Source organism: Amylolactobacillus amylotrophicus DSM 20534, assembly GCF_001434555.1.
GTDB classification, from domain to species: domain Bacteria; phylum Bacillota; class Bacilli; order Lactobacillales; family Lactobacillaceae; genus Amylolactobacillus; species Amylolactobacillus amylophilus.
On the sequence record NZ_AZCV01000001.1, the window covers coordinates 517,251 to 539,419 of the forward strand.

22 protein-coding genes are annotated in these 22,169 nt (G+C 43.6%); 7 read left to right on the forward strand and 15 right to left on the reverse strand.

What is annotated here, in order from left to right:
• Positions 1-204: 204 nt before the first annotated feature.
• Genes FC62_RS02610 through FC62_RS02620 form a run of 3 tightly spaced genes read right to left on the reverse strand, consistent with a single transcriptional unit; the run spans position 205 to position 3,729 of the window.
• A complete protein-coding gene (locus tag FC62_RS02610; RefSeq protein WP_056945951.1) occupies positions 205-942 on the reverse strand; it encodes an MBL fold metallo-hydrolase in 738 nt (245 codons plus the stop codon).
• A 1-nt stretch (position 943) separates the two neighbouring features.
• Positions 944-2,977 carry an FtsX-like permease family protein gene (locus FC62_RS02615; protein ID WP_056945950.1) on the reverse strand — a complete coding sequence of 678 codons (2,034 nt, stop codon included), beginning with the start codon at positions 2,975-2,977 and terminating at the stop codon, positions 944-946.
• Positions 2,974-3,729, reverse strand: coding sequence for an ABC transporter ATP-binding protein (locus FC62_RS02620; RefSeq protein ID WP_057890703.1), 756 nt, complete (start codon positions 3,727-3,729; stop codon positions 2,974-2,976). The genes FC62_RS02615 and FC62_RS02620 overlap by 4 nt, the downstream gene beginning before the upstream one ends.
• Positions 3,730-3,847: 118 nt before the next feature.
• Between FC62_RS02620 and FC62_RS02625 the strand changes: the two genes are divergently transcribed.
• Positions 3,848-4,522: a response regulator transcription factor gene (locus tag FC62_RS02625; protein WP_054745867.1), complete on the forward strand. Its 675-nt coding sequence runs from the start codon at positions 3,848-3,850 to the stop codon at positions 4,520-4,522.
• A 15-nt stretch (positions 4,523-4,537) separates the two neighbouring features.
• Complete coding sequence (locus FC62_RS02630; RefSeq protein ID WP_075362817.1) at positions 4,538-5,590, forward strand: sensor histidine kinase; 1,053 nt, start codon at positions 4,538-4,540, stop codon at positions 5,588-5,590.
• Between the two features lie 100 nt (positions 5,591-5,690).
• On the opposite strand, the gene FC62_RS02635 is transcribed toward FC62_RS02630, so the two are convergent.
• The 5 genes from FC62_RS02635 to FC62_RS02655 all read right to left on the reverse strand — a co-directional run bounded on the left by FC62_RS02635 (position 5,691) and on the right by FC62_RS02655 (position 10,674).
• The gene (locus FC62_RS02635) at positions 5,691-7,778 is read right to left on the reverse strand and encodes a heavy metal translocating P-type ATPase (RefSeq protein WP_236693761.1); all 2,088 of its coding nucleotides are present in this window, start codon (positions 7,776-7,778) and stop codon (positions 5,691-5,693) included.
• Positions 7,779-7,803: 25 nt separating this feature from the next.
• Entirely contained in the window at positions 7,804-8,217 is a 414-nt protein-coding gene (locus FC62_RS02640) for a CopY/TcrY family copper transport repressor (protein ID WP_054745865.1), read from the reverse strand.
• 171 nt (positions 8,218-8,388) lie between these two features.
• Complete coding sequence (gene ptsP, locus FC62_RS02645; RefSeq protein ID WP_056945948.1) at positions 8,389-10,122, reverse strand: phosphoenolpyruvate--protein phosphotransferase; 1,734 nt, start codon at positions 10,120-10,122, stop codon at positions 8,389-8,391.
• Entirely contained in the window at positions 10,122-10,388 is a 267-nt protein-coding gene (locus FC62_RS02650) for a phosphocarrier protein HPr (RefSeq protein ID WP_054745863.1), read from the reverse strand. The genes ptsP and FC62_RS02650 overlap by 1 nt, the downstream gene beginning before the upstream one ends.
• Positions 10,389-10,494: 106 nt before the next feature.
• Entirely contained in the window at positions 10,495-10,674 is a 180-nt protein-coding gene (locus tag FC62_RS02655; RefSeq protein WP_054745861.1) for a hypothetical protein, read from the reverse strand.
• Positions 10,675-10,831: 157 nt separating this feature from the next.
• Between FC62_RS02655 and FC62_RS02660 the strand changes: the two genes are divergently transcribed.
• Both FC62_RS02660 and FC62_RS02665 read left to right on the forward strand, forming a co-directional pair.
• The gene (locus FC62_RS02660; protein ID WP_056945947.1) at positions 10,832-13,015 is read left to right on the forward strand and encodes an ATP-dependent Clp protease ATP-binding subunit; all 2,184 of its coding nucleotides are present in this window, start codon (positions 10,832-10,834) and stop codon (positions 13,013-13,015) included.
• A gap of 134 nt (positions 13,016-13,149) precedes the next feature.
• Positions 13,150-13,443, forward strand: coding sequence for a DUF1827 family protein (locus FC62_RS02665; RefSeq protein ID WP_054745859.1), 294 nt, complete (start codon positions 13,150-13,152; stop codon positions 13,441-13,443).
• 70 nt (positions 13,444-13,513) lie between these two features.
• Here FC62_RS02665 and FC62_RS02670 read toward each other — a convergent pair whose 3' ends face one another.
• Positions 13,514-15,094 carry a peptide chain release factor 3 gene (locus FC62_RS02670; RefSeq protein WP_141322554.1) on the reverse strand — a complete coding sequence of 527 codons (1,581 nt, stop codon included), beginning with the start codon at positions 15,092-15,094 and terminating at the stop codon, positions 13,514-13,516.
• A 95-nt stretch (positions 15,095-15,189) separates the two neighbouring features.
• Positions 15,190-16,545 carry a hemolysin family protein gene (locus FC62_RS02675; RefSeq protein WP_056945945.1) on the reverse strand — a complete coding sequence of 452 codons (1,356 nt, stop codon included), beginning with the start codon at positions 16,543-16,545 and terminating at the stop codon, positions 15,190-15,192.
• A 268-nt stretch (positions 16,546-16,813) separates the two neighbouring features.
• Here FC62_RS02675 and FC62_RS02680 point away from each other — a divergent pair, with 268 nt between their 5' ends.
• Positions 16,814-17,275: a hypothetical protein gene (locus tag FC62_RS02680; RefSeq protein WP_054745853.1), complete on the forward strand. Its 462-nt coding sequence runs from the start codon at positions 16,814-16,816 to the stop codon at positions 17,273-17,275.
• 176 nt (positions 17,276-17,451) lie between these two features.
• Positions 17,452-17,928: a hypothetical protein gene (locus FC62_RS02685; protein WP_056945944.1), complete on the forward strand. Its 477-nt coding sequence runs from the start codon at positions 17,452-17,454 to the stop codon at positions 17,926-17,928.
• A 14-nt stretch (positions 17,929-17,942) separates the two neighbouring features.
• Here FC62_RS02685 and FC62_RS02690 read toward each other — a convergent pair whose 3' ends face one another.
• On the reverse strand, positions 17,943-18,608 hold the full coding sequence (locus FC62_RS02690; RefSeq protein ID WP_054745849.1) for a hypothetical protein: 666 nt from the start codon (positions 18,606-18,608) through the stop codon (positions 17,943-17,945).
• Between the two features lie 229 nt (positions 18,609-18,837).
• Here FC62_RS02690 and FC62_RS02695 point away from each other — a divergent pair, with 229 nt between their 5' ends.
• Positions 18,838-19,314 (forward strand): hypothetical protein, encoded by a 477-nt coding sequence (locus FC62_RS02695; protein ID WP_056945942.1) that lies wholly within the window; start codon positions 18,838-18,840, stop codon positions 19,312-19,314.
• A gap of 25 nt (positions 19,315-19,339) precedes the next feature.
• On the opposite strand, the gene FC62_RS02700 is transcribed toward FC62_RS02695, so the two are convergent.
• The 4 genes from FC62_RS02700 to recX form a co-directional block, all read right to left on the reverse strand.
• Positions 19,340-19,834, reverse strand: a complete 495-nt coding sequence (locus FC62_RS02700; RefSeq protein ID WP_054745845.1) for a hypothetical protein — start codon at positions 19,832-19,834, stop codon at positions 19,340-19,342.
• Between the two features lie 5 nt (positions 19,835-19,839).
• A complete protein-coding gene (locus tag FC62_RS02705; protein ID WP_056945941.1) occupies positions 19,840-20,613 on the reverse strand; it encodes a DNA/RNA non-specific endonuclease in 774 nt (257 codons plus the stop codon).
• 99 nt (positions 20,614-20,712) lie between these two features.
• A complete protein-coding gene (locus FC62_RS02710) occupies positions 20,713-21,270 on the reverse strand; it encodes a DUF402 domain-containing protein (RefSeq protein ID WP_054746016.1) in 558 nt (185 codons plus the stop codon).
• A 63-nt stretch (positions 21,271-21,333) separates the two neighbouring features.
• Positions 21,334-22,149 (reverse strand): recombination regulator RecX, encoded by an 816-nt coding sequence (gene recX, locus FC62_RS02715; protein WP_056945940.1) that lies wholly within the window; start codon positions 22,147-22,149, stop codon positions 21,334-21,336.
• Positions 22,150-22,169: the final 20 nt, after the last annotated feature.

Here is a 22,169-nt window from a genome sequence, read left to right on the forward strand (position 1 = left end):
ATATTATACAACATAAAAATTGGTATGACTATAGTTTTTTGAAATTGCTTTCTTTTAGTTAGTATTTTTCCAAATAAAAGAGCCTCCGTTATTTATTAAACGGCGTGGTTGAGCTATTTCTATCCATTAGAATTTCTTGCAAATTTTTTAGATAGTTTTATTTTTATAATATTGATTACTTCCGCTCGATTTCATTCAAAAGGTCTAGTCTTTTGGTAAGGAGTACGTTTGGCCGGGATGTGCGAGCATGGCTCCGGGATAGACTTCACTCGCTTCTGTCAAAATCTGTGCGAGCGGAATTTGCTGGGGCAAATGAGATAACAATAGTGATTTCGAATTTGAATTTTTTGCTAAAGTTGCAGCTTCAACACTAGTCATATGCCATTTCCGCCCTGTTTTAGCAGCAGCAAAATTCGTATCCGTAATCAGCAGATCAGCTGACTGGCTGAATTCGACTAATTCGTTGAAGTACGCCGTATCCGCCGTGAAGACTAGAACCGTACCCGTTTGATCCTCGATGCGAACGGCAAAAGCCGGAACCGGATGTTTGGTTTCGAGAAAAGTCAGTGTGAGCGGCCCCATCTTGGTTGCTGCGTAGTCATGATAAGCGCGTCCTTCAGTCACCCCTTGCAGGGTTAGACTGGCAAAGTTGAGTGGATCCCGATCATGACCGTAAATTGGTAAGATTGGTTCCTTTCTCGTTCCCTGATGTAGTTGCCAATAATACTGTAAGACACCGATATCAGCAGCATGATCGTGATGATAGTGCGTTAGTAGTACCGCATCCAATTGCAATGGGTCAAGGACCCGCTCAAGTGCCAACAACGAGCCGCTCCCAGCATCGAGCAAAAGGTTGAAGTCACCCGCCTGTACGAGGTACGAACTGCTAGGCACTCCATTGTATGGGTAACCACCATATATCCCTAAAACTGTAACTTGCATCTTAATCCCCTTTCTTTTCAATCACGGATTTATAAATTAAGGTATCAAAATTGCGGTAAGCAATGTAATAGAACAGACTATTGAGCGTAATATAGATGATGTAGACAACGATTGGCCAGACATAGCCCGCGACCTTGAATTCACCCGTCATCACGGGTAAAAATGCCAGGTTGGCAATCACCGCCATGAACACGGGGGCAAAAAAGAAGATGCTCGTTTGGCGCAACAAAATTCGTTTGAGCTCCCGCTTAGTACCGCCCATCCTCCGGTAGATACGGAAGTCGTGCAAATTGTCAAAGGTACTATCTTGGAGTTTCAGGAGCAACAGGTTGCCACTAGCGAGAACTAGGAGCAAGCCCAGGAACAGGAGAACAAAGACCGCTAACCCGATCAGCTGCTTGAAACGGTCATTTTCCTGTTCAAGGAAATTAAACTCCTGTTTGCTTGCGATGTAGTGCTCCATGTCATACGAAGTATCTACCTGCACTTTATCTGCCTTATTCAACCCCAAATAAACTACGGGGTCTCGTTCTCCCGTCTTGCTAAGTTGAGCCATAGCACGCTTAAATTTCGTTGTCAGCTCACCCTCTAGCGAGAAACCAAGCACTCGATATTCGTACTGGGGCGTAATTTGAGCAAATAATCCATCAGTTACCACCAACGTATTTGAGAAATACATGTAGCGTCCCATTGGAAAGTATTTTGATTGGTCAGTAATCTTCAGCTCTGGCGTCCCGGTTGCAATCTGCGCTCGCAGGAGAAACTCGCTGGCATTCGCCCGACCGGCAGCAGGCGGGTTGTCCTCACCTGTATCTGAAAGGAAAATCGTCTCATTTGGCTCAAGGTGTACGGGTAATTTATGAAACATCTGGCCAATAAATTGGTTATACGAACTAAATTGAATGAAACTCCATGCAGAATATTCTCCACCATTTTGATCCACAAGTACTTTGACCTTCGTCTCACCACGCTTACTGAGCTTCACATTATTACGTGACGCAATCTTTTCCACTGCCGGTAGCTTAGCCGCTGTGATGGAAAGTTGTGTGGGCGAATCCCGTTGTATCTGTTGTTGGCGGTATGGGTAAGCGTACGAAAGTGCGCTAAAGATAGCTAGTGCGACAATCGAAGTCAACGTAATAATCGTGAGGACAAAGCTGTTCTGCAGCAACGACTGCTTCAGATTATTCAACCAGATCAATTGCACATCATTTTGCAACCGCATTTTCTTCACAAGATTAATCATGAGTGGCAACGTCCACTTGAAGAAGCCATAGCACGCCACAATACTAAAGGAGGCAATCACGGCGGGTACCTGACTAATCGTCGTCAGGTTATGCTGCATCCGAAACGGCAAATCGGCCAGCCACCAGTACAACTCATAGGCTAAAACGAAGAGGGAGAATAGCCCAAACGGCACTTGAATTAGCCAATTCTCCTTTGGTTTCTTGAAGCGGGTCTCTTTATCGACGATAAATGAAGCCCTATTTTTGGTGATGTGATAGATGATGTTTAGGAATAGAATCAGCATAGCGAGCGCAAACAACACGGCCATCTCCTGCACAGCCTGTAAATCCCAGCTAAGAATTGGTGCAATGTCCAGCGCCATTAATTTCAGAAGAAACATGTAAATCAGGCGGGAGAAAATCAAGCCAAGGCCAATTCCGGCAGTCAGACAGATTAGGCCGATGACTAGAATCTGAACCATGAAGTAACTGGCAATTTGTAGCTTGGAGAAGCCGGCAAATAAAAGCACGCTCACGTCCCGCCTCTTCTGGCGCATGAAGAAGTTATTGGAATAGAGAACGAACAGAAAGATAAAGAAAATAATGAAGTAATGGATTGAAATCAGGGTTGCTAGCCCTTGATTGCCAAGTATGCCCACATTTTCCACCAGTTCTCGCTTAACTCGGTCATTCATACTAATTTGAAAAAACGAGAAGGCAACCATAATCGAGAAAGAAACTGAGAGCAGAAAGATTGGCAGGTGGTCAACGGTGTGCTTGATGTTCTTCAGCGCAAACTTGATAATCATCGTTTGGGGCCCCCACCAATGACCGCTTGCATGTTGATGATTTTCTCAAAGAAATCCTGGCGACTTTCCGCGCGGTTGATCTCGGAGAAAATCTGACCATCACGCACGAATATAATCCGTTTGCAGTAACTGGCCGTGAACGGATCATGCGTCACCATCATGATGGTCGTCTGTTCTTTTTGATTGACCTCCGACAGGAATTGCAACAGCTCAGTAGCAGACCGTGAATCGAGGCTCCCCGTTGGTTCATCGGCAAAGATAATTGCGGGGCGCTTGATAATGGCCCGTCCGGCCGCGACCCGTTGCTTTTGGCCGACGGAAAGCTCACTTGGGTAATGGTTCAAAACAGACTCTAACAATAACAGTTGGGCCACCTGCCTCACACGCCGCCACACTTCACGCGCAGCAACATGGTCTGCCAATAATGGTAACTCGATATTCTCCTGCACGGTTAAATTCTCGAGGAGGCTGAAATCTTGGAAGATATAGCCTGATTTGTTCTTACGAAAATCCGCTAATTTGCGCTCGTTTAAGCCGGTCGTCACCTTTCCGTTCAACAAGACGGTACCACTAGTGGGAAAGTCTAGCGTAGACGCCATGTTTAATAATGTGCTCTTCCCCGCACCACTAGGTCCCATGATGCCCAAGAATTCACCTGGTTCAATCCGGAAACTGACGTTGTTGACCGCACTATAACGGTTTTTCTTTATTCCGTATGTCTTTGAGACTTGCCGCAGCTCAATAATGCTCATTTGCTAACCTCGATTAGGACTTTCAATCACTTGCTACGCTCATTTTAGCAGAAAAAACATCGGATACCTAACTAGCCACAACCGGTAATTACGGGTAAAATTAGGGCAGAGGTGGATTATGTATAAAATTATGATTGTTGAGGACGACGCTGTCGTGGCCGAACTCATTTCTGAGACGCTCGATAAATGGCACATGCAAGCCATCATCATTGACGACTTTAACAACGTGATGCAGATTTTTGAACGTGAGCAACCGGACCTGGTTCTAATGGATATTAACCTCCCAATTTTTGATGGCTACTACTGGAACCAGAAAATTCGGGCGGTCTCAAAAATTCCCATTATCTTTATCAGCTCACGTAACACTAATATGGATATGGTGATGGCCATGAACCTAGGCGCCGACGACTTTGTCGCTAAACCTTTCTCTACAGAAGTCCTGATGGCCAAGATTAACGCACTCCTGAGACGAACATATAACTACACTGAACAGACCGCCGAAACAATCAGCCACGGCGGTCTCACGTTGAACTTATCTAATAGTACGGCAACGTTTCAGGGACAAACAATCGAGCTCTCAAAGAACGAATATAAGCTCTTACAGTATCTGTTACGCCAGCACGGCCAAATTATCAGTCGGAACAGTCTTCTCCGAGCATTGTGGGAAGACGAGCGTTTCGTTGACGACAACACGCTGACAGTCAATATTAACCGTCTACGCAAGAAATTCGAACAGGTTGGGCTACTTGACTTCATCCAGACAAGAGTTGGTCAGGGCTATATTATTCCCTGATAAAAAGGAGCATTTATGAATTTCTGGCGTTTTTTCAAAGACCATCTAACCCATGTGTTGGGCTTTCTCTTCGGTCTCATCTTTTTGAACCTCATTATTTGGATTGACTCTAGTTTAAAGGCAAGTATTTTCGGCCTGCTGTACTTGGATCTACTTAGTATTGTCTTCTTATTTCTCTTCCTAATAGTGCTTTATTGGTCCAGACGCAACTTCTACGAGGAGCTAAAGTATAGGACAGAGCACCCTGAGAAGGGATTCGAGGAACGCTTAAACTTAGCCCAAACCAACACTAATCGAGCATACGAGGCTGCCTACAATGCCCTCCTTGACTACAGCCGGCTTAACAATAATGAGTTGGTCGAGCAACTCGCCAACCAGCAAGAGTTCATCAACACGTGGATTCACGAGATCAAGGTACCCATTTCAGCCTTGCAACTGCTGAATGAATCGGTTGCCACAAACATCCCTGAAACCAAAAGTGCGCAGATTACTGAAGAGATTTCCAGAATCGATCACTTAGTGGAACAGGTTCTCTACTACTCCCGTCTCGAAAATTTCTCAAACGACTACATCATTGCTAAGTACTCACTGAAGGAAATTGTAAAGGACGTCGCCATCGAGAACATGACCTATATTTTAAATAAGCAAATCTCCTTCAATATTCTGGGTACGGATTCCACGATTCTAACAGACGAGAAGTGGCTTAAATTCATCTTGAATCAGCTGCTGAGTAACGCCATCAAGTATACTCCGGAGGGCGGCAAGGTTGAATTCACCATCAGAACCACGCCACAGGAAGTAACCCTTTCGTTGACGGATAATGGGATTGGCATTCCGAAAGCAGATCTCTCCAGGGTATTTGAGCAGGGTTTCACCGGTTCGAATGGGCGCAAGCAGAACACCAAGTCGACTGGTCTCGGCCTCTACCTCGCTTCTAAAATGGCGAAGAAACTGGCCCATAAATTAACTCTCCAATCGACCGAGTACGTGGGTACGACCGTCACACTAAGCATTCCCCACTTAGGCTTCTACAACGATCACGACGACACGAATAATATCACGCTCTAAAACAGATAACCAAAAGGGCCGCTATACAGGAATCCAAATTCCAATATGGCGGCCCTTATTTTAGGGAGTTATTAACACACACTAATTTTTAACACGATCACTAGTTATTTGTTTTGACCTTTAAAGCCATCGCATTAACGGCGACGATCACTGTCGATAAAGACATCAACACTGCACCAACAGCTGGATTCAGGATAAAGCCAATTGGAGCTAATACACCAGCAGCTAGTGGTAAGGCAAGGATGTTGTAGCCTGCACCCCACCAGAGATTCTCAACCATCTTCTTGTTCGTAGCTTTTGCCAGATCCAGGAAGTTCAAGATATCCGTTGGGTTGCTCTTCACCAATATGACGTCCGCAGCATCAATGGCCACGTCTGTTCCGGCACCAATTGCCACCCCGATGTCAGCCAGTGCAAGTGCAGGTGCATCATTGACCCCGTCACCGACCATCATCACCCGATGACCGGCAGCTTGATATTGTGCAACAATCTTCTGCTTATCATCAGGGAGCAATTCAGCCTTAAATTCCGTCACGCCAATCTGGTCCGCCACAATTTTGGCAGCAGTAGCATTATCACCAGTCAACATTACCGGTATCAGGTTACGATTCTTCAACTGCTTGATGAAGGCCTTAGTACTCTCCTTAATCTTGTCACCAACACCGATAATTCCGAGGACCTCATTTTGAGCAATCAGGAAGCTCACAGACAGACCTTGACCAGCTAACTGGTCATATTCTACCTGCGCGAAATTAATCTGATTCTGTTCCAGATACTTTCTGTTCACAATCATGTATTTTGTACCTTCATAAGTACCCTGCATCCCGACACCCTTAACGGTTTCGACGTCCGTAAATTTGGTGGCAGTAATTCCCTTGGCCGCAACATAATCAACAATACTCTGGGCGATCGGGTGACTGGAATTCTGCTCTAGTCCTGCAAATAGCGCACTAACTTCATCTTTACTCATATTATCCGTTAACGATTTGATTGCGGTAACTTCGAATACACCCTCGGTCAGAGTACCAGTCTTGTCCATCAAAACATACTCAATCTTTTGGGCATTCTCTAATGAATCACGGTCACGAATCAGGAGACCCTTCATCGCAGCAATAGATGTGGAACGCGATACCACGAGTGGAATCGCTAAGCCAAGTGCATGTGGACACGCAATTACAAGTACGGTCACGAGAATCGAGGCAGCTTTCGAGAGACCGCTAGTTGGGAGCCAAATTAAGAAGGCTACGATACCGACGGTCAAGGCAGCGTAGAACAACCAGCCAGCAACCTTGTTTGCCAAATTTTCGGCACGTGATTTAGCTGACTGGGCATTCATGACTAGTTCTGAAACTTGGGCTAAGAAGCCCTTACCTTGTTCCTGGGTAACTTTAATTGTCAGTGTACCATCGCCATTAATCGTCCCACCAATGACCTGATCGCCAATTTGCTTAGCCACCTTACGCGACTCGCCAGTCACGAGTGATTCATCGACGTGGCTACTACCATCCTCGATAACGCCGTCCGCGGGGATACTCTCACCGGCACGAACTAACACAGTCATCTCTTGTTGTAGGCTTGCGACGGGCATGTCATGAATCTGATTATCCTCGTGCAGCACATGGGCAACATCTGGCACCAGCTTACTCAACTGATCAAGTGCGCTACCAGCTTTCATGACCGAATTCATTTCGATCCAGTGACCTAGCAGCATGATGATGATTAATGATGCCAGCTCAAAGAAGAAATCCATCACATGGGGGTGTCGACCAAGCAAGTCATTGTTAATTACGGCATAGACACTGTAGAAATAGGCCACGCTAATTCCCATTGCTATCAGGGTCATCATTGCCGGCTTCTTCTGTTTTAATTCCTCGTAGGCACCGCCGATGAATGGCCAGCCACCATAAAAAAACAAGATTGTTGAGAGAGCTAATACAACCCAGCTCGAGCCGGTAAATGTGAATTGAAACGGTAGCTCAGCACCCATCATGGGTGCCATCAACAGAATCGGAATTCCGAGAATAAAGGATACAACAACCTTCAACTTCAAGTTACCTATATGCTCCATCCCGGACATACCGTGGTGCATATGGCTATGATCCATTCCGCCGTGATTCATCATCGAATGATCCATCTGCTCGTGTTCCATGTGATCGTGATCCATCTTCATTGGTTTCGTTTTATCCAAAATAATTTCCTCGCAATCTCAATTTTTAAATACAGTTACACTGCACAACTTCTGGTGCCGTTTTGGCTTTCTCAGTCAGCATCACAATCATTCGCTGAATATCGGACTTAGTTAATTCGGTGTCACTCAAGACATCCGTCAATACAGAACCAACATGGTGCGCACAAAAACTCGCAATTAATTGTTTCTCATGCTCCTCCATGGTCAGCTCTTCCGTCACCAGTGCAGTGTAGAGGTAAGGTCTACTCTCATCGTTCTTAGCCAAGTAGCCCTTCTTGACCAACCGGCCGATTAACGTTTTAATCGTCGACTCGGTCCAGCTCGTCTTCCTTAGCATCACATCAATAATATCCTGGGCTGTGACTTCCTTTAGCGTCCAGACAATCCGCATCACTTGCCACTCAGCCGGACTAATTTCCGCCTTCTTTGTCGTTACCATTTCTTCCTCCATTAATTTACATCTGTAAACTTAATAAACTTAGTTTACATTTGTAAATTTAGCAACGCAAGCTTTTTAATTACTTTTTTTCAATTCAATCACGAAAGCTAAATCTAGAAAACAAAAAAGAGACCTAACCATTGTGGTTAGATCTCAATTCATTAGCAACTGCTATTTACTGAATTTATCCATAAATTCGTTGACTAACTTGATGTTCTCATCGTTTGTAACTGATTCCTTAGTTGCCCGCTCAGCTAATTCGACCATATCAGTCGTGCTGAGCTTCTTCATCAGGCTTCTAATCTTCAAGACAGAAGTTGCACTCATTGAGTACTCATCGAGCCCCATTCCAAGCAAGATAGGAACCATGATTGGGTCACCGGCAGCTTCACCACACATACCAGCCCATTTACCTTCAGCGTGTGCTGATTCAATAATGTGCTTAATTAAGCGCAAAACAGATGGGTTATACGGTTGGTAAAGGTATGAAACATGCTCGTTACCACGATCTGCTGCCATTGTGTAGGCAATCAAATCGTTCGTACCAATACTAAAGAAGTCAACTTCCTTCGCAAATTGGTCAGCGAGCACTGCAGCGGCTGGAATCTCCATCATCATGCCGACTTCAATCTTATCAGCTACCTTAACGCCAGCTTCGACCAGCTTAGCCTTCTCTTCTTCAAAGATGGCTTTAGCATCACGGAATTCCTTGATCGTTGCAATCATTGGGAACATAATTCCTAAGTTACCGTAAGCGGATGCTCTGATTAAAGCACGTAATTGCGTCCGGAAGATATCTTGCCGATCGAGGGAGATACGGATTGCCCTGTAACCCAAGAATGGATTATCTTCTTCTGGTAACGGTAGGTATGGGAGATGCTTATCTCCACCGATATCCATCGTCCGAACCACAACCTGTTTGCCGTCCATGCTTTCAAGTACTTCCTTGTACGCTTCAAACTGATCATCCTCGGTTGGTAATTCGGCAGAATCCATGTACAGGAACTCTGTTCTGTACAAGCCAATAGCCTCAGAACCATTCTCGTGTACTCCGGTCAAATCCTTCGGTGTACCAATGTTTGCGGCTAAGGTGTAGCTCTTACCGTCTGCAGTGACCGTTTTTTCGTCACGCAACTTATCCCATTCAGCTTTTTGTGCAGCGAAATCTGCAGCCTTTTGGGTAAACTCTGCGACAGTATCGTCAGCCGGCTCAACGATGACTTCACCAGTCATTCCGTCGACTAGCACCTTTTGACCTGCAGCAACTTCTGCAGTCATCTTACCGGTACCTACAACGGCTGGAATTTCCAGCGAGCGAGCCATGATTGCTGAGTGAGCTGTCCGACCACCAATATCAGTGACAAAAGCCTTCACAAACTTCTTGTTCAATTGAGCTGTATCACTTGGTGTCAGATCGTGTGCAACCACAATCACTTCTTCATTAATCAAAGCAGGGTTTGGTAATTCGACACCCAACAAGTGTGCCATGATTCTCTTCGAAACATCACGCACATCGGCCGCCCGTTCTTGCATGTATGGATTATCGGTCATCGCCTCAAACATGCCGATGAACATTGTCGATACTTCATCTAAAGCAGCTTCGCTGTTGATTTTTTCGTCTTTTACCTTTTGTTCAACTGCACCAGTAAATTCTGGGTCAGCTAAAATCATCAAATGTGCATCAAAAACCTGGGCTTCTTCCTCACCCAGGTTTTCTTTTGCTTTATCACGAATGACGTGTAATTCATCGGTCGAGGTAGCAATCGCCTTCTGGAGCTTTGCTACTTCAGCGTCGACTTCACTAACTGATGACTTTGAAAACGAAAGGTCAGGCTCTACTAACATATAAGCTTTGGCAATTGCAATGCCGTCGCTTGCGCCAATCCCTTTAAGTGTTTTCGTCATTATTCAGCTAGTCCTTCCTTTGTCATTGTTTCTTCAATAGCAGCGATTGCTTCTGCTTCGTCGTCACCTTCTGCACTGATTGTTACATCAGAACCTTGGCCAACACCGAGTGACATTACACCCATGATTGACTTCAAGTTAACTGACTTACCATTGAATTCAAGGTTAATGTCAGAGTTAAACTTGCTTGCAGCTTGCACCAATAAAGTTGCAGGACGTGCGTGAATACCAGTTTCTGCTGTTACGTGAAAATCTCGTTTTTCCATTATGTTTGTCTCCTTTATAATACAAAAATTGACCGAGTAAACTCAAATCATCGATACTAAGATTATCATTCTTTTTCGAATTAAACAAGCATCCATGTAAATGTTTTCATTGTTCATTTAGACCAGTGTAGACGACATCGCCACCACGTTCGGCACGACCAACAATCTCGGCTCTTTTACCAAATTCACGTAGTGCGGCCTGAAATGCAAATGCTTCGGCTGGCGCCACACGAAATTCCGATAATTTACCACTTACTAGGTCATTTAAAATAGTATTGTAATCCATAGTTTCACTCCAATCATTTCTATTATAACCACGGACTCCTAATTTGCCTAACATAAAAGCTCAAGTCTTAGCACTTGCCTCACATGAGTGCTAATTGTATAATGTTACTTGAGTTTAGGATAGATAAACTTAATCGAAAAGAAAAGGTGGGAACGAAATGCTTTGTCAGAATTGTCAACAAAGAGAAGCAACGATTCACCTCTATGCGAATGTCAACGGCAACCAGCAAGAGATTAATCTATGTCAAAACTGCTATCAATTATTAAAACAGAAACAGGGTAACTCAATGAACAGTAACGATCCATTTGGTTTCTCAAGCATTGATGACTTATTTAACCAGTTAAATGGTGCTCAACAGGAAAATAATTTGAATGGTCAACCAACATCAGAACGACCTACTCAGGCCGGTCGTAACGGTGGCGGCAACAAACGTGGCAACTCAATTCTTGCTCAGTTTGGAGTCGACCTGACTGAATTAGCACGCACTGGTAAAATCGACCCGGTAATCGGGCGCGATAAAGAAATTGCACGTGTAATTGAGATTTTAAATAGAAGAACGAAAAATAATCCAGTATTAATCGGTGAGGCCGGTGTCGGTAAAACAGCTGTTGTGGAAGGACTTGCACAACAAATTGCTGATGGCGCTGTGCCAGCTAAACTACAAGAGAAGAAAGTTATTCGACTAGACGTCGTTTCACTGGTCCAAGGAACCGGAATCCGCGGTCAATTTGAACAACGGATGCAACAATTAATCGACGAGATTCAAAAGGATAACTCTATCATCTTATTTATCGATGAAATCCACGAAATTGTCGGTGCTGGTAACGCCGAAGGCGGCATGGATGCCGGTAACGTCTTAAAACCAGCACTTGCACGCGGTGAGCTACAACTTGTGGGTGCCACCACCTTGAATGAATACCGGACGATTGAGAAGGATTCTGCCCTTGCACGGCGCTTCCAGCCGGTTCAAGTAAATGAACCATCAGTCGACGAAACAATTCAAATTTTGCGCGGCTTGCAGCCGAAATACGAGGCATACCATCACGTCAAGTTTACTGAAGGTGCAGTCGAGTCGGCGGTTAAACTATCCGCACGCTATATTCAAGACCGCTTCCTACCTGACAAAGCGATTGATTTGCTCGATGAGGCGGGTTCACGGATGAACTTAACGATTCCGGCAATCGACGAAGCCACAGTCAAGAATCGTATCGACGAAGCCGAGCGCTTGAAGCAGGACGCTTTGAAGAACGAGGACTACGAGAAGGCCGCATACTATCGCGATCAGATTGACAAGTACAATCAGATGAAGAACGAGAATACGGATCCCGATAAGACACCGCAAATTACCGAGAAAATCATGGAGAAGATTGTCGAAGAGAAGACAAATATTCCGGTTGGCGAACTTAAGGCCCAGGAGCAAAATCAACTGAAGAACCTCGCTGATGACTTACATCAGCACGTCATTGGTCAAGATGAGGCTGTTGATAAGGTTGCAAAGGCTATTCGGCGTAACCGGGTCGGCTTCAATAAGACCGGTCGGCCAATCGGTTCCTTCCTGTTCGTTGGCCCAACAGGTGTTGGTAAAACAGAGCTAGCTAAGCAGCTCGCTAAGCAACTGTTTGGCTCGGACGAATCAATGATTAGATTCGATATGAGTGAGTACATGGAGAAGCATTCGATTTCGAAGCTCATAGGTTCACCTCCAGGTTATGTGGGTTACGAGGAAGCTGGTCAGTTGACCGAGCAAGTTCGTCGTCATCCATACAGCCTGATCCTGTTCGATGAAATTGAGAAAGCTCATCCTGATGTTCTTCACATGTTCTTACAGATTTTAGATGATGGTCGACTGACGGACTCCCAAGGTCGAACAGTTTCCTTTAAGGACACAATCATCATTATGACCTCAAACGCTGGTCAGGGTGTGCAGGAAGCTAACGTGGGCTTTGCCGCAACCATCAACGGCATCACCCACTCCATCATGAATAAGTTGACAGAATACTTCACACCTGAGTTCTTGAACAGACTTGATGACATCGTTGAGTTTAAACAACTCTCGAAGGAGAACTTGCTACAGATCGTGGACTTGATGATTGATGACACCAACAAGATGATTGCAGATCAGGGTCTGACCATTAAGGTCACGGATCCAGCTAAATCGAAGTTGGTTGAGTTAGGCTACGATCCAGCAATGGGTGCACGGCCACTCCGTCGTACTATTCAAGAACAGATTGAGGATAAGGTGGCTGACTTCTACCTGGAGAATCCACAGGAACAACAGCTAGAGGCTAAGATCGAGAATAATGAGATTAAGATTGCTGCTTCTAAAACAAAGACAAAATAATGACTAGAATTATCAAGCGAGTGCTTTAAAAAGCATTCACTTTTTTTAACACAAAGTATCGCATAATCCTTTATTTAAAAGCTAAAAAAGCGCTATAATGAATTTAACAAGTTTAAGAAAAAGTGGTGAACAAGATGCATTTAATTGACGTAACCAACTCATATCGCAGGATGGTCGAGAATCAACTTGCAGCAACAGACGCAAATCTAATCAAGGTCTACTCACTTGGCAACACAACAGTGATTTATAGTGAGGCTCGTCGCCACATCGACGCTGTAATCTCTAATAAAGTCAGAAAAATCAAGCAAATGGAGGTTGACTTCGTAATCGATAATCTCTTCGAAAAGGAGATTCGACCCAAACTAGAAATCAACGAAACGGAAAGACACCGCGTCATCGATATTACTTTGAGGCGCGAAACAGCATAGTGGTCCACAATACACGATAGAACACAGCTAAAAGGGCTTTGGATAAAATCCAAAGCCCTTTTTGTCAGTATTATAGTTTGGCGTGTAACTGCACGTCCGGATACTTATCAGCAAACCAACGTAGTGCAAACTGGTTCTCAAATAAGAATAGTGGTTGGTCGAAGCGGTCCTTCACCAATAAATTTCTGCTGGAGGACATCTTGGGATCTAGCTGGCTTTGATCAATCCAGCGCGCCACACGTGAGCCAATCGGCGTCATCACAACCTCAGAGTTATACTCGTTTAACATCCGGTATTGGAAGACCTCGAACTGCAGCTGTCCGACAGCGCCCAGAATGTAATCATCCGTCTGATAGTTACGGTACAACTGAACCGCACCCTCCTGCACAAGCTGCTGCATCCCCTTATGAAACGACTTTTGCTTCATAACATTTTTAGCAGTCACTTGCATGAATAATTCCGGTGTAAACTGTGGCAGTTCCTGGAACTCAACCTTGCGCTTACCTGAGTAGATGCTATCACCAATCTGGAAATTACCAGTATCGTACAGACCAACGATATCACCAGCAACAGCATTACTTACCTGCACACGTTCACTAGACATGAACTCTGTGGCATTGTTCAAGCGAATTGACTTACCAGTTCTGGCTAGAGTGACGTCAATTCCCTTCTCGAATTCACCAGAGCAAATCCGCACGAAGGCAATGCGATCACGGTGTGCAGGATTCATATTTGCTTGAATCTTGAAGACAAAACCGGCAAATTGTTCATCGTCTGCAGCCAGTTCTTCCTTGTCATCATTAGCAAGTGTCACTTCATGACTATCGGGGCTTGGTGCGATTTTGACATATTGTTCTAGGAAGGTCTCTACACCAAAGTTGGTTAAGGCCGAGCCAAAGAACACAGGAGTCTGATCACCAACCGCAACTTTAGCAGCATCAAAAGTATTGCCAGCTTCGTGTAACAACTCGATGTCACCCAGAGTATCGTCGTAGATTGATTCCTTTGTCAACGGATTGTCCTCAGACAACCGACCATCCTCATCCAGCTCGAGATACTTATCGGCAGCCTCTGCACGATAGAGTTCGATTCTATGATTGGCAATATCATACAGACCCTTCAGTCCTTTACCCATACCGATTGGCCAGTTCATTGCGACACCCTCGATACCAAGTAAATCCTCGAGTTCAGCAATTAGATCTAGCGGTTCACGGCCATCACGATCAAGTTTATTCATGAATGTAAAAATCGGAATCCCCCGTTTTTTAACAACCTTGAACAACTTCTTAGTCTGAGGCTCGATACCCTTAGCAGAGTCGATTACCATGACAGCGGCATCGACGGCCATCAAAGTTCGGTATGTATCCTCAGAGAAATCCTCATGTCCGGGAGTATCCAGGATGTTAATTCGTTTGCCCTGATACTCAAACTGCATCACGGAACTGGTAACCGAAATACCACGTTTCTTTTCAATATCCATCCAGTCACTCGTTGCGAAGTGACCAGACTTCTTGGCCTTAACGGTACCAGCCTCACGAATCACACCACCGAATAACAATAGTTGCTCGGTAATTGTTGTCTTACCAGCATCGGGGTGGGAGATGATTGCGAAGGTCCGTCTTTTTGCGACCTCATTTGTTAAGTTTTGCATTATTTTAATCCTTTAAATGTTTCACTAATTATATCTATTTCTTACGGTAAAAATCCTTTATTACTGTACCACACTAGTGCAAAAAAAACAGCGACTTAATCGCCGCTGTCCGGTTCAGTTCCATTAGAATCGCCATCTTCATCCTCAGGTACATCGAGTGTCAGCGTCTCAAGTCGTGAGCCCTTAACCCGACCAGTTGTTAGAATCATGCCATTTTCTAGCGGAATTTTTAATTTAGCACTGTTACTTGGAATCATGCCGAGCTCCGTGATTGCAAAGCCAGCAATAGTGTCAACGTCGCTCACATCGATTTCCGTCTCGAAGACTTCGTTGAAGTCATCGATTGGCATCTTACCAGCGATCACATACTGATTCTCGTTTATCTTATTATAAAGTGTTTCTGAATGATCTGATTCGTCATCAATATCACCAACGATCTCTTCCAGTAAGTCCTCAATCGTTGCAATTCCGACGACCCCACCATACTCGTCAAGCAGGACGGCCATTTGCATCTGCGTCTTCTGCATCTCAACCAGCAGCTCGTCAATCATGATTGTTTCAGGCACGAACAACGGACTAGCCATCGAGTCTTCCAGCTTCAAGTTTCCAAAACCGTCACGGCGCGCAATCTTCAGGATAGTCTTGATGTGAATCACACCCACAATCTTGTCCTTGTCTCCGCGATAGACGGGGATTCTCGAATAAGGCTGATCCAGAATTGCATCCAGATTCTCCTGCTTATCGTCCTCGATGTCGATCATGAATGCATCGGTTCTTGGCACCATGACCTCACGCGCCATTTTATCATTGAAAGTAATGATTCCTTCCAACATGTGAAACTCGTCTAAGCCAATGACACCCTTCTTACGCGAGGTTTCGATTAACGAGAGCATCTCTTCTCTCGTGATATCGTCTTGATTGTCGGTAAAGTCAATTGGTGTGACCTTCATCAACAGATTGGTCGATGCGGAAAGCAACCAAACGAATGGCCGAAGGAAAATACCCACGACGCGCACCAGCCCGACTGTAGCCTTTGCGACCGACTCGGACCTTGAGATAGCAATCTGCTTTGGATAAAGTTCACCAAAGACTAGAGAAACATATGATAAGGCCACGGTAATCACGACAATTGAGACTTCCCGTGCCCAGCTGGCGCCACCAAAGAGTGGCTCCAAGAATTGAGCTAGATTAGTTGCGGCACTCGCACTGGATAGGAAACCAGCGAAAGTAATGGCAACTTGAATCGTTGCGAGATAATTAGTTGATTGAGACATTACGCTGAGCAATGTTTTGGCTTTTTTATCACCATCATTTGCCTCAGTCTCAAGTTTATTGCGGTTAACGGAAACGATTGCCATCTCAGCCGCAGCGAACACGGCATTAATTAACGTTAAGATGACAATCAACAGTATCTGTCCGCCTAAGGAACCGGCTCCAGGGTCACCATTCATAAAACTACTTCACACTCCTTTTGTATTGTAAATCTAAATTAAGATAATTATAGCATAGCTCTTATCTCCTGCAAAAAATGATTGTTCGGTGCAAGAGAATAATACTTCTATACTACATTATTTTACCAAAAAACACAGAATTATTTACTGGAAAGCTACTATGTACTTGATCATGTTACATTAATTATAGCCTAGGCTTTGTCCCACGTATTTCAAAACACAGCAAAAAATAGTAAGCTATAGTCAACAACTAGAAAAGGATTACATCATGAAAAAAAATAAAGTAGCAGACGTCTTCGTCTTCCTGCTGGTCATCCCCTATCTTTGTACCCTGACGCTCATCGGTATTGGCTTCAATGCCCTTGTGATTCACCCCGCCAGCCTCTGGCGAACCGCTGTCGGTGCATTCGTTGGTGCCCTCATCATGTTTGGTATCAAGGGAACTATTCAGCGTCCACTCGATTTGATCTCCGATAACGTCGAGAACAGCTTCTTTCTCCAAACATTACGCTTCTTCAGTGTTCGTCGCCGACGCCTGTACCAGCTTGCCAATATCTTGCTCGACTTCATTCTTTGTGGCTTAGCAACTTATCTGGTACGACAGGTGCTGACATTTGATCAGATTGCTGGAACTGCCGTTGGCTGGGTCATGCTCATCATGTTCATCTCAACAGCTATTGGCGCATACCTCGAGTATGACAACCTCTCGATTGACCCCACACAAAAATAGCTATCTCTAAATTAGTTTACCAAAATTGACAAATACCCATTTCCTTTGAATTTTCAAAAGAAATGGGTACTTTTTTTATTTAACAGAATCATATTTTAATATCACAAATAACTGTATACTATGAGCAACACTGCAGCTGATATTTATAAGTCATCAAATTATCAAAGGAGATACTATTGAAATATTTTGTTCCTTACATAACTCAAATTGGACTACTATATTTAACGGCATATTTATCCTTTTTAATCCGGTATCTGCGAAAAGGATTTGAAGTTCACCATTTCTTAAATTTAAAAGGATGGCAAAATTTAAAGAAAGAAATCAAATATACCGTAAAAAAAATAGAAGAAAAACAAAACCCTAAGTTACTACGCTTTAATACAGTTTTATTCTTTTTTTGGATAATCTTACCACTAATTTCTTTTGGTGCAACTATCGCAAAACCAAGTAGTACAACTACTTTTTTTCCTATTATTTCTGTATTCTTATGCTTCTTCGCTTTATACAGGATTTTTGATGCTATATACGCAAAACAGATAGGTATAAAATTTAATATAATTAAGCCAGGTTATACTAATTTAACAGTCAACATTCTACTAATTCTTATCCGTGACCTTGGTGCGGCCTTCATTTACTTCTATTTCTCCTATTAAACCAATTAGGCTAGTTATAAAATGTTAAGTACACTTCCCATTGATTTCAAAACGTCGATTAAACTATCTAATCCTTGTTTTAACTTATCTGCGCTCACCGCAAGAGTTGTTGCAACAGGCAGCAATTGTGGCCCACCTAAAATCACAATTACCGTTAGACCTGCATATAACATTACGGTTGAAGTTTGCTTGATAAGATTTGGATTTGTGGCAGTTTCATATATCGGTTGGTACACTTCATTAGGTACTTGGTTTCTATGGATATACGTTTCTAAAGTAAGTGTATATTTATTATCAACTACAGAATTTGAAGTTGTACTCTGAACCGTTCCCTCTACACTAACTTTAAAACCTACCATGTTATCCCTAACTACTAGTCCTGCTTTAATTGATCCATTTCCAATCATTGGTGCAAGTTTATTAAATACACCATTCAGATCACCTACATCATATGATGTCATTACATCATTAAAGCTCTGTAAAACGTCTGTACTCTCATTAATCACTTGAGCATCACTTATTGAGATAATACCCATACTTCCATCAACTACGGCCCCTGACCACTTATTTTCAAGCGAGACATAATATTCTGCAATCGGTGTTGAAATATGTTGTTCCTGACTAGAGACGGTCCAATTTATTGCACCAAATAAAGAGTGATAGTCTGGAAATTGGGACAAAATTTGATTAGCAACATAATTCGCTTGTACTTTTGTGCTTACTTGTGAAACACTTGCAACTCCAGAATCTAAGCCAGAACTTGCATCTTGATCAATATCAACTCCATAATAGGTGTCGTAAATTATTTAAAATAACGAACAAGAGTTCCAAAATAGATTGCAATTCTACTAAACAACTTCAAAATAGGTGTATACTTTGATAAAACCTTTTATTAGTCGGGAGAACCCTTTGAATCAAGTCACGTGGCCATTTGGCATATATATAATATTTATAGCAATTGCAGTCGTTTTCAGACCACTCATCATTGATAACACTGAGAAAAGTTATCTCGAAATGGGAGGCAAGGAGGATTTTGTTACTTTACGTAGGGATGAATTAAGTGCGGTTAGTGATAAATTACCCAAGGTAATTTTATTTATTTTTAATTGGTCTACTGTAGTCGCCCTAGTTTTACTATTTCCTCTAATAGGTGCTCTCTTAGCTAATCTCGATAGTGCGTATGTTATCTATCCATTCATATCGGGATATTTTGCATTTTTATTTTTATTCAAAATTTTTTATACATTTTTCAAGAATAAACTTGCTCATAAGTATAATTACAAAACTATCTTGGCCGAAAGTATCTGGATTAATTTATTATCGGCTTTTATCTGCTATGCCACTGGATCAATTATTTTCTCTTTGTATAATTACATAATCTGGTAAGTAACCAAAATAAAAACGACTATCTCTAGTCGTTTACATCTTCGATCACGTCGCCCAGGTAAACTGCAGTGACGTGTTTTTGTTTGTCCGGATAGAGCACGTTCAATACGTACGGCTTCTCGCTCAGACCCAAGTTTGCTGGTACTTCTATCCCAGCCTGCTTGATATCCGCCAAAAGTGTGGGAATTGTCAAGTTCAATGGTAGCTGGAAAATACTCTCGTTTCCGTTCTTCTCATCCACCACTGCGTTACTTGCGGGTAGCTCATACTTCATTAAACCCTTTGGTAAATCAGCTTCTCCCTTGTACAGCATCCCCTGCCAATACATAAAAGTCTCAGGGCCAAAGATTACAAGTCCGGCACGATTACGTTCTAGGTCGTTAGTCTCATCCAAGCCAACGAAATCAGCACTTTCCTCCACCTCTTGGTAAGCGGCAAAATAGCCGTTACCGTCATTTGGCGCAATCTGAAGAAATGGCTTACCAATAAATGTTAACTTCTCAAATTTCTTTTGTTCCATGTTACTTACACCTTCCTACTTGTACCATCGGCATAGTTGATGCTGACGCCCTCTTGCACATTAAAAATATAGATATTGAACTTAATTGTGGAATCCTCCACTGACTGTGCCCTCATTGAAATTCCACGTGCGACAAGTTCGTCACCACGAAAAATTGGTTGGACATAATACAACACATGGTGATTCGTTGTTCTGATGTATTCCGCAATTTGATTCTCGTATTTAGTCATTCCCGGATCGTTCAGCGATCGCGTGCCAGTCATCAGATTTTTCAAATTATTATTCTGACCCGTTAGCTGATAGCCAATCAGGTGACTCCTATTGTACAACCAATCCATATGGCCGTTCATCGCCACTTTCTTATTATGGTAGCCCGTCGGATCAACATACAGACGTTCACGCTCAGACTTTGGCATCAAATCCTGTCCGAGCATCGCCTTCGCAATAGTCACCCGGTTTAACCGGTCCAAGTCACCATATTGCTGCCAAGTCCCCTTTGCAAGTGACAACTCATCTTCCGTAAACCCGGGATTATTGTTATTAATCTGGATTGTCTGTTGCCCGGAATACTCAAGTGCGGCTAACTCGGTCTGATGCTTGACGTCTTGATTAGTCAGTTGCATCTTAGCTTCGTCGCCCGAGTTGTTCATTTTCTTTTGAACTTCAGGGACCACGACCGCCAACAACACGATCACCACTAACGAAATAATGATATTCAAAGTACTATTTTTTGTCCAACGCTTATGCGCAATGCGCCGATAATTTGGTCTCTTACTCATGCCACCAATCTTACTCCTTTATTTATCATGCTACTTTTATTTCACCAAAAGTAATAAGTCCAGGACCGCGGTCCTAGACTCATTCTGACTATATCGTATTTACCTTGGTTTGGGACGGCCCTTTCTTCTCGGCTTCAGCTCCTGATATCGCTTGTACCAGAGGTCAACGTAACCCGGGGCAAACGGCCCTAACTCTTCATCAACAAACCGGATGAGTTCATGGACGCTCCCCCGCAGAATCTGATCTATCTCAGGTGGATAATTCCACTCTGCTGCATGTGCAGCATATTCATCCACATCGAGCAGTCGTTTTTCCCCATCGGGAAAGACCTTAATATCGAGGTCGTAATCAATGTATTTGAGCGCCTCTTGGTCAAGCGTATATGGACTTGCCAAGTTGCAATAATACGTTACGCCCGTATCTCTAATCATCGCAATAATGTTAAACCAATAATGACGGTGAAAATAGACAATTGCGGGCTCGCGAGTCACCCAGCGTCGTCCATCAGCCTCAGTTACCAAAGTATGGTCATTACAACCGATAATTGCATTCTCACTGGCTTTCAGCACCATCGTGTCCCGCCAATTTCTGTGAAAATGCCCATCATGCTTATAACTTTGAATAGCAATATAGTCGCCTTCCCTAGGAAGTTGCATACTTTCACCAGCTCTCAAAGTTCATTCCTGATACAGTATAACAAACTTATTTTTTAAAGACTATTAATATTCTTCAAGCTCCTCTAAGCTGATGATCTCTCCATTCAAAAAGCGGTCGATTTCACCGCTAGAAAAACCGTGCTGGAAAAGGTATTGCTTCATTCTCCTCGTATACTCATACCCAGAATATTTCTTGAATTTTTTATATGCCTTTATCCCCTGCGTCAGTAACGCATCATTTTGTAGTTCCTCATCATCACCTAGATCGATTGCATCAAGAATTGGCTGGATTAGTTCACTGGTGAATCCGTGTTGCATGAGCTTCTGGCGCATCTTTTGCAACAGTTCTCTTTGTGAGAGTCGCCCAAACTGTCTCGTCATTGGTTGTACAATCTTCAGGCCCGTCGCGATAAAATCTGCTGGATCAACTTCATCGAGGTGCAGTGCAATCTGGTCGCCCGTCAGCCCCTTTTGACGTAGTTTGTTCATAATCTGTCGTGGCCCATCCGTGCCAACCGTCAAGGCGTTGTTAATGAACAACTTGGCGAAGTTATCATCGTCAAGATACCCCAGCTCAATTAGCCGTTTTACGACCACCTCTGTCGTCTCAGCATCGACTTCTTGTTTCGCCATATACTGGCGAATTTCTTTGATTGAGCGTGGCTGGTAGCTGAGATAACTAAGAGCCTGCTCTTGGGCCTTGGCATTTTGTTCGGCCTGCTTAATCACCATAATCTGGGCCTCGGTTAGCTCTTTGCCCTTAGCTAACATGAACTCGCCCAGCACGTTCGTACTAACCGCAAAGGCATATTCGTCATCAACGAAAACATTGAAGCGTCCACTTCTTCTCTGTGCTGTAATTTTAGTAATTTGCTTCATAGTGTACATCCTTTACCTAA

What these genes read in the sequence shown, in the direction of transcription:
- recX (WP_056945940.1), bottom strand. Translation starts at nt 22,149, where the DNA reads ATGAAGCAAATTACTAAAATTACAGCACAGAGAAGAAGTGGACGCTTC.
- FC62_RS02655 (WP_054745861.1), bottom strand. Translation starts at nt 10,674, where the DNA reads ATGGATTACAATACTATTTTAAATGACCTAGTAAGTGGTAAATTATCG.
- FC62_RS02660 (WP_056945947.1), top strand. Translation starts at nt 10,832, where the DNA reads ATGCTTTGTCAGAATTGTCAACAAAGAGAAGCAACGATTCACCTCTAT.
- FC62_RS02615 (WP_056945950.1), bottom strand. Translation starts at nt 2,977, where the DNA reads ATGATTATCAAGTTTGCGCTGAAGAACATCAAGCACACCGTTGACCAC.
- FC62_RS02640 (WP_054745865.1), bottom strand. Translation starts at nt 8,217, where the DNA reads ATGGTAACGACAAAGAAGGCGGAAATTAGTCCGGCTGAGTGGCAAGTG.
- FC62_RS02665 (WP_054745859.1), top strand. Translation starts at nt 13,150, where the DNA reads ATGCATTTAATTGACGTAACCAACTCATATCGCAGGATGGTCGAGAAT.
- FC62_RS02625 (WP_054745867.1), top strand. Translation starts at nt 3,848, where the DNA reads ATGTATAAAATTATGATTGTTGAGGACGACGCTGTCGTGGCCGAACTC.
- FC62_RS02700 (WP_054745845.1), bottom strand. Translation starts at nt 19,834, where the DNA reads ATGGAACAAAAGAAATTTGAGAAGTTAACATTTATTGGTAAGCCATTT.
- FC62_RS02675 (WP_056945945.1), bottom strand. Translation starts at nt 16,545, where the DNA reads ATGAATGGTGACCCTGGAGCCGGTTCCTTAGGCGGACAGATACTGTTG.
- FC62_RS02630 (WP_075362817.1), top strand. Translation starts at nt 4,538, where the DNA reads ATGAATTTCTGGCGTTTTTTCAAAGACCATCTAACCCATGTGTTGGGC.
- ptsP (WP_056945948.1), bottom strand. Translation starts at nt 10,122, where the DNA reads ATGACGAAAACACTTAAAGGGATTGGCGCAAGCGACGGCATTGCAATT.
- FC62_RS02710 (WP_054746016.1), bottom strand. Translation starts at nt 21,270, where the DNA reads ATGCAACTTCCTAGGGAAGGCGACTATATTGCTATTCAAAGTTATAAG.
- FC62_RS02670 (WP_141322554.1), bottom strand. Translation starts at nt 15,094, where the DNA reads ATGCAAAACTTAACAAATGAGGTCGCAAAAAGACGGACCTTCGCAATC.
- FC62_RS02610 (WP_056945951.1), bottom strand. Translation starts at nt 942, where the DNA reads ATGCAAGTTACAGTTTTAGGGATATATGGTGGTTACCCATACAATGGA.
- FC62_RS02620 (WP_057890703.1), bottom strand. Translation starts at nt 3,729, where the DNA reads ATGAGCATTATTGAGCTGCGGCAAGTCTCAAAGACATACGGAATAAAG.
- FC62_RS02705 (WP_056945941.1), bottom strand. Translation starts at nt 20,613, where the DNA reads ATGAGTAAGAGACCAAATTATCGGCGCATTGCGCATAAGCGTTGGACA.
- FC62_RS02650 (WP_054745863.1), bottom strand. Translation starts at nt 10,388, where the DNA reads ATGGAAAAACGAGATTTTCACGTAACAGCAGAAACTGGTATTCACGCA.
- FC62_RS02680 (WP_054745853.1), top strand. Translation starts at nt 16,814, where the DNA reads ATGAAAAAAAATAAAGTAGCAGACGTCTTCGTCTTCCTGCTGGTCATC.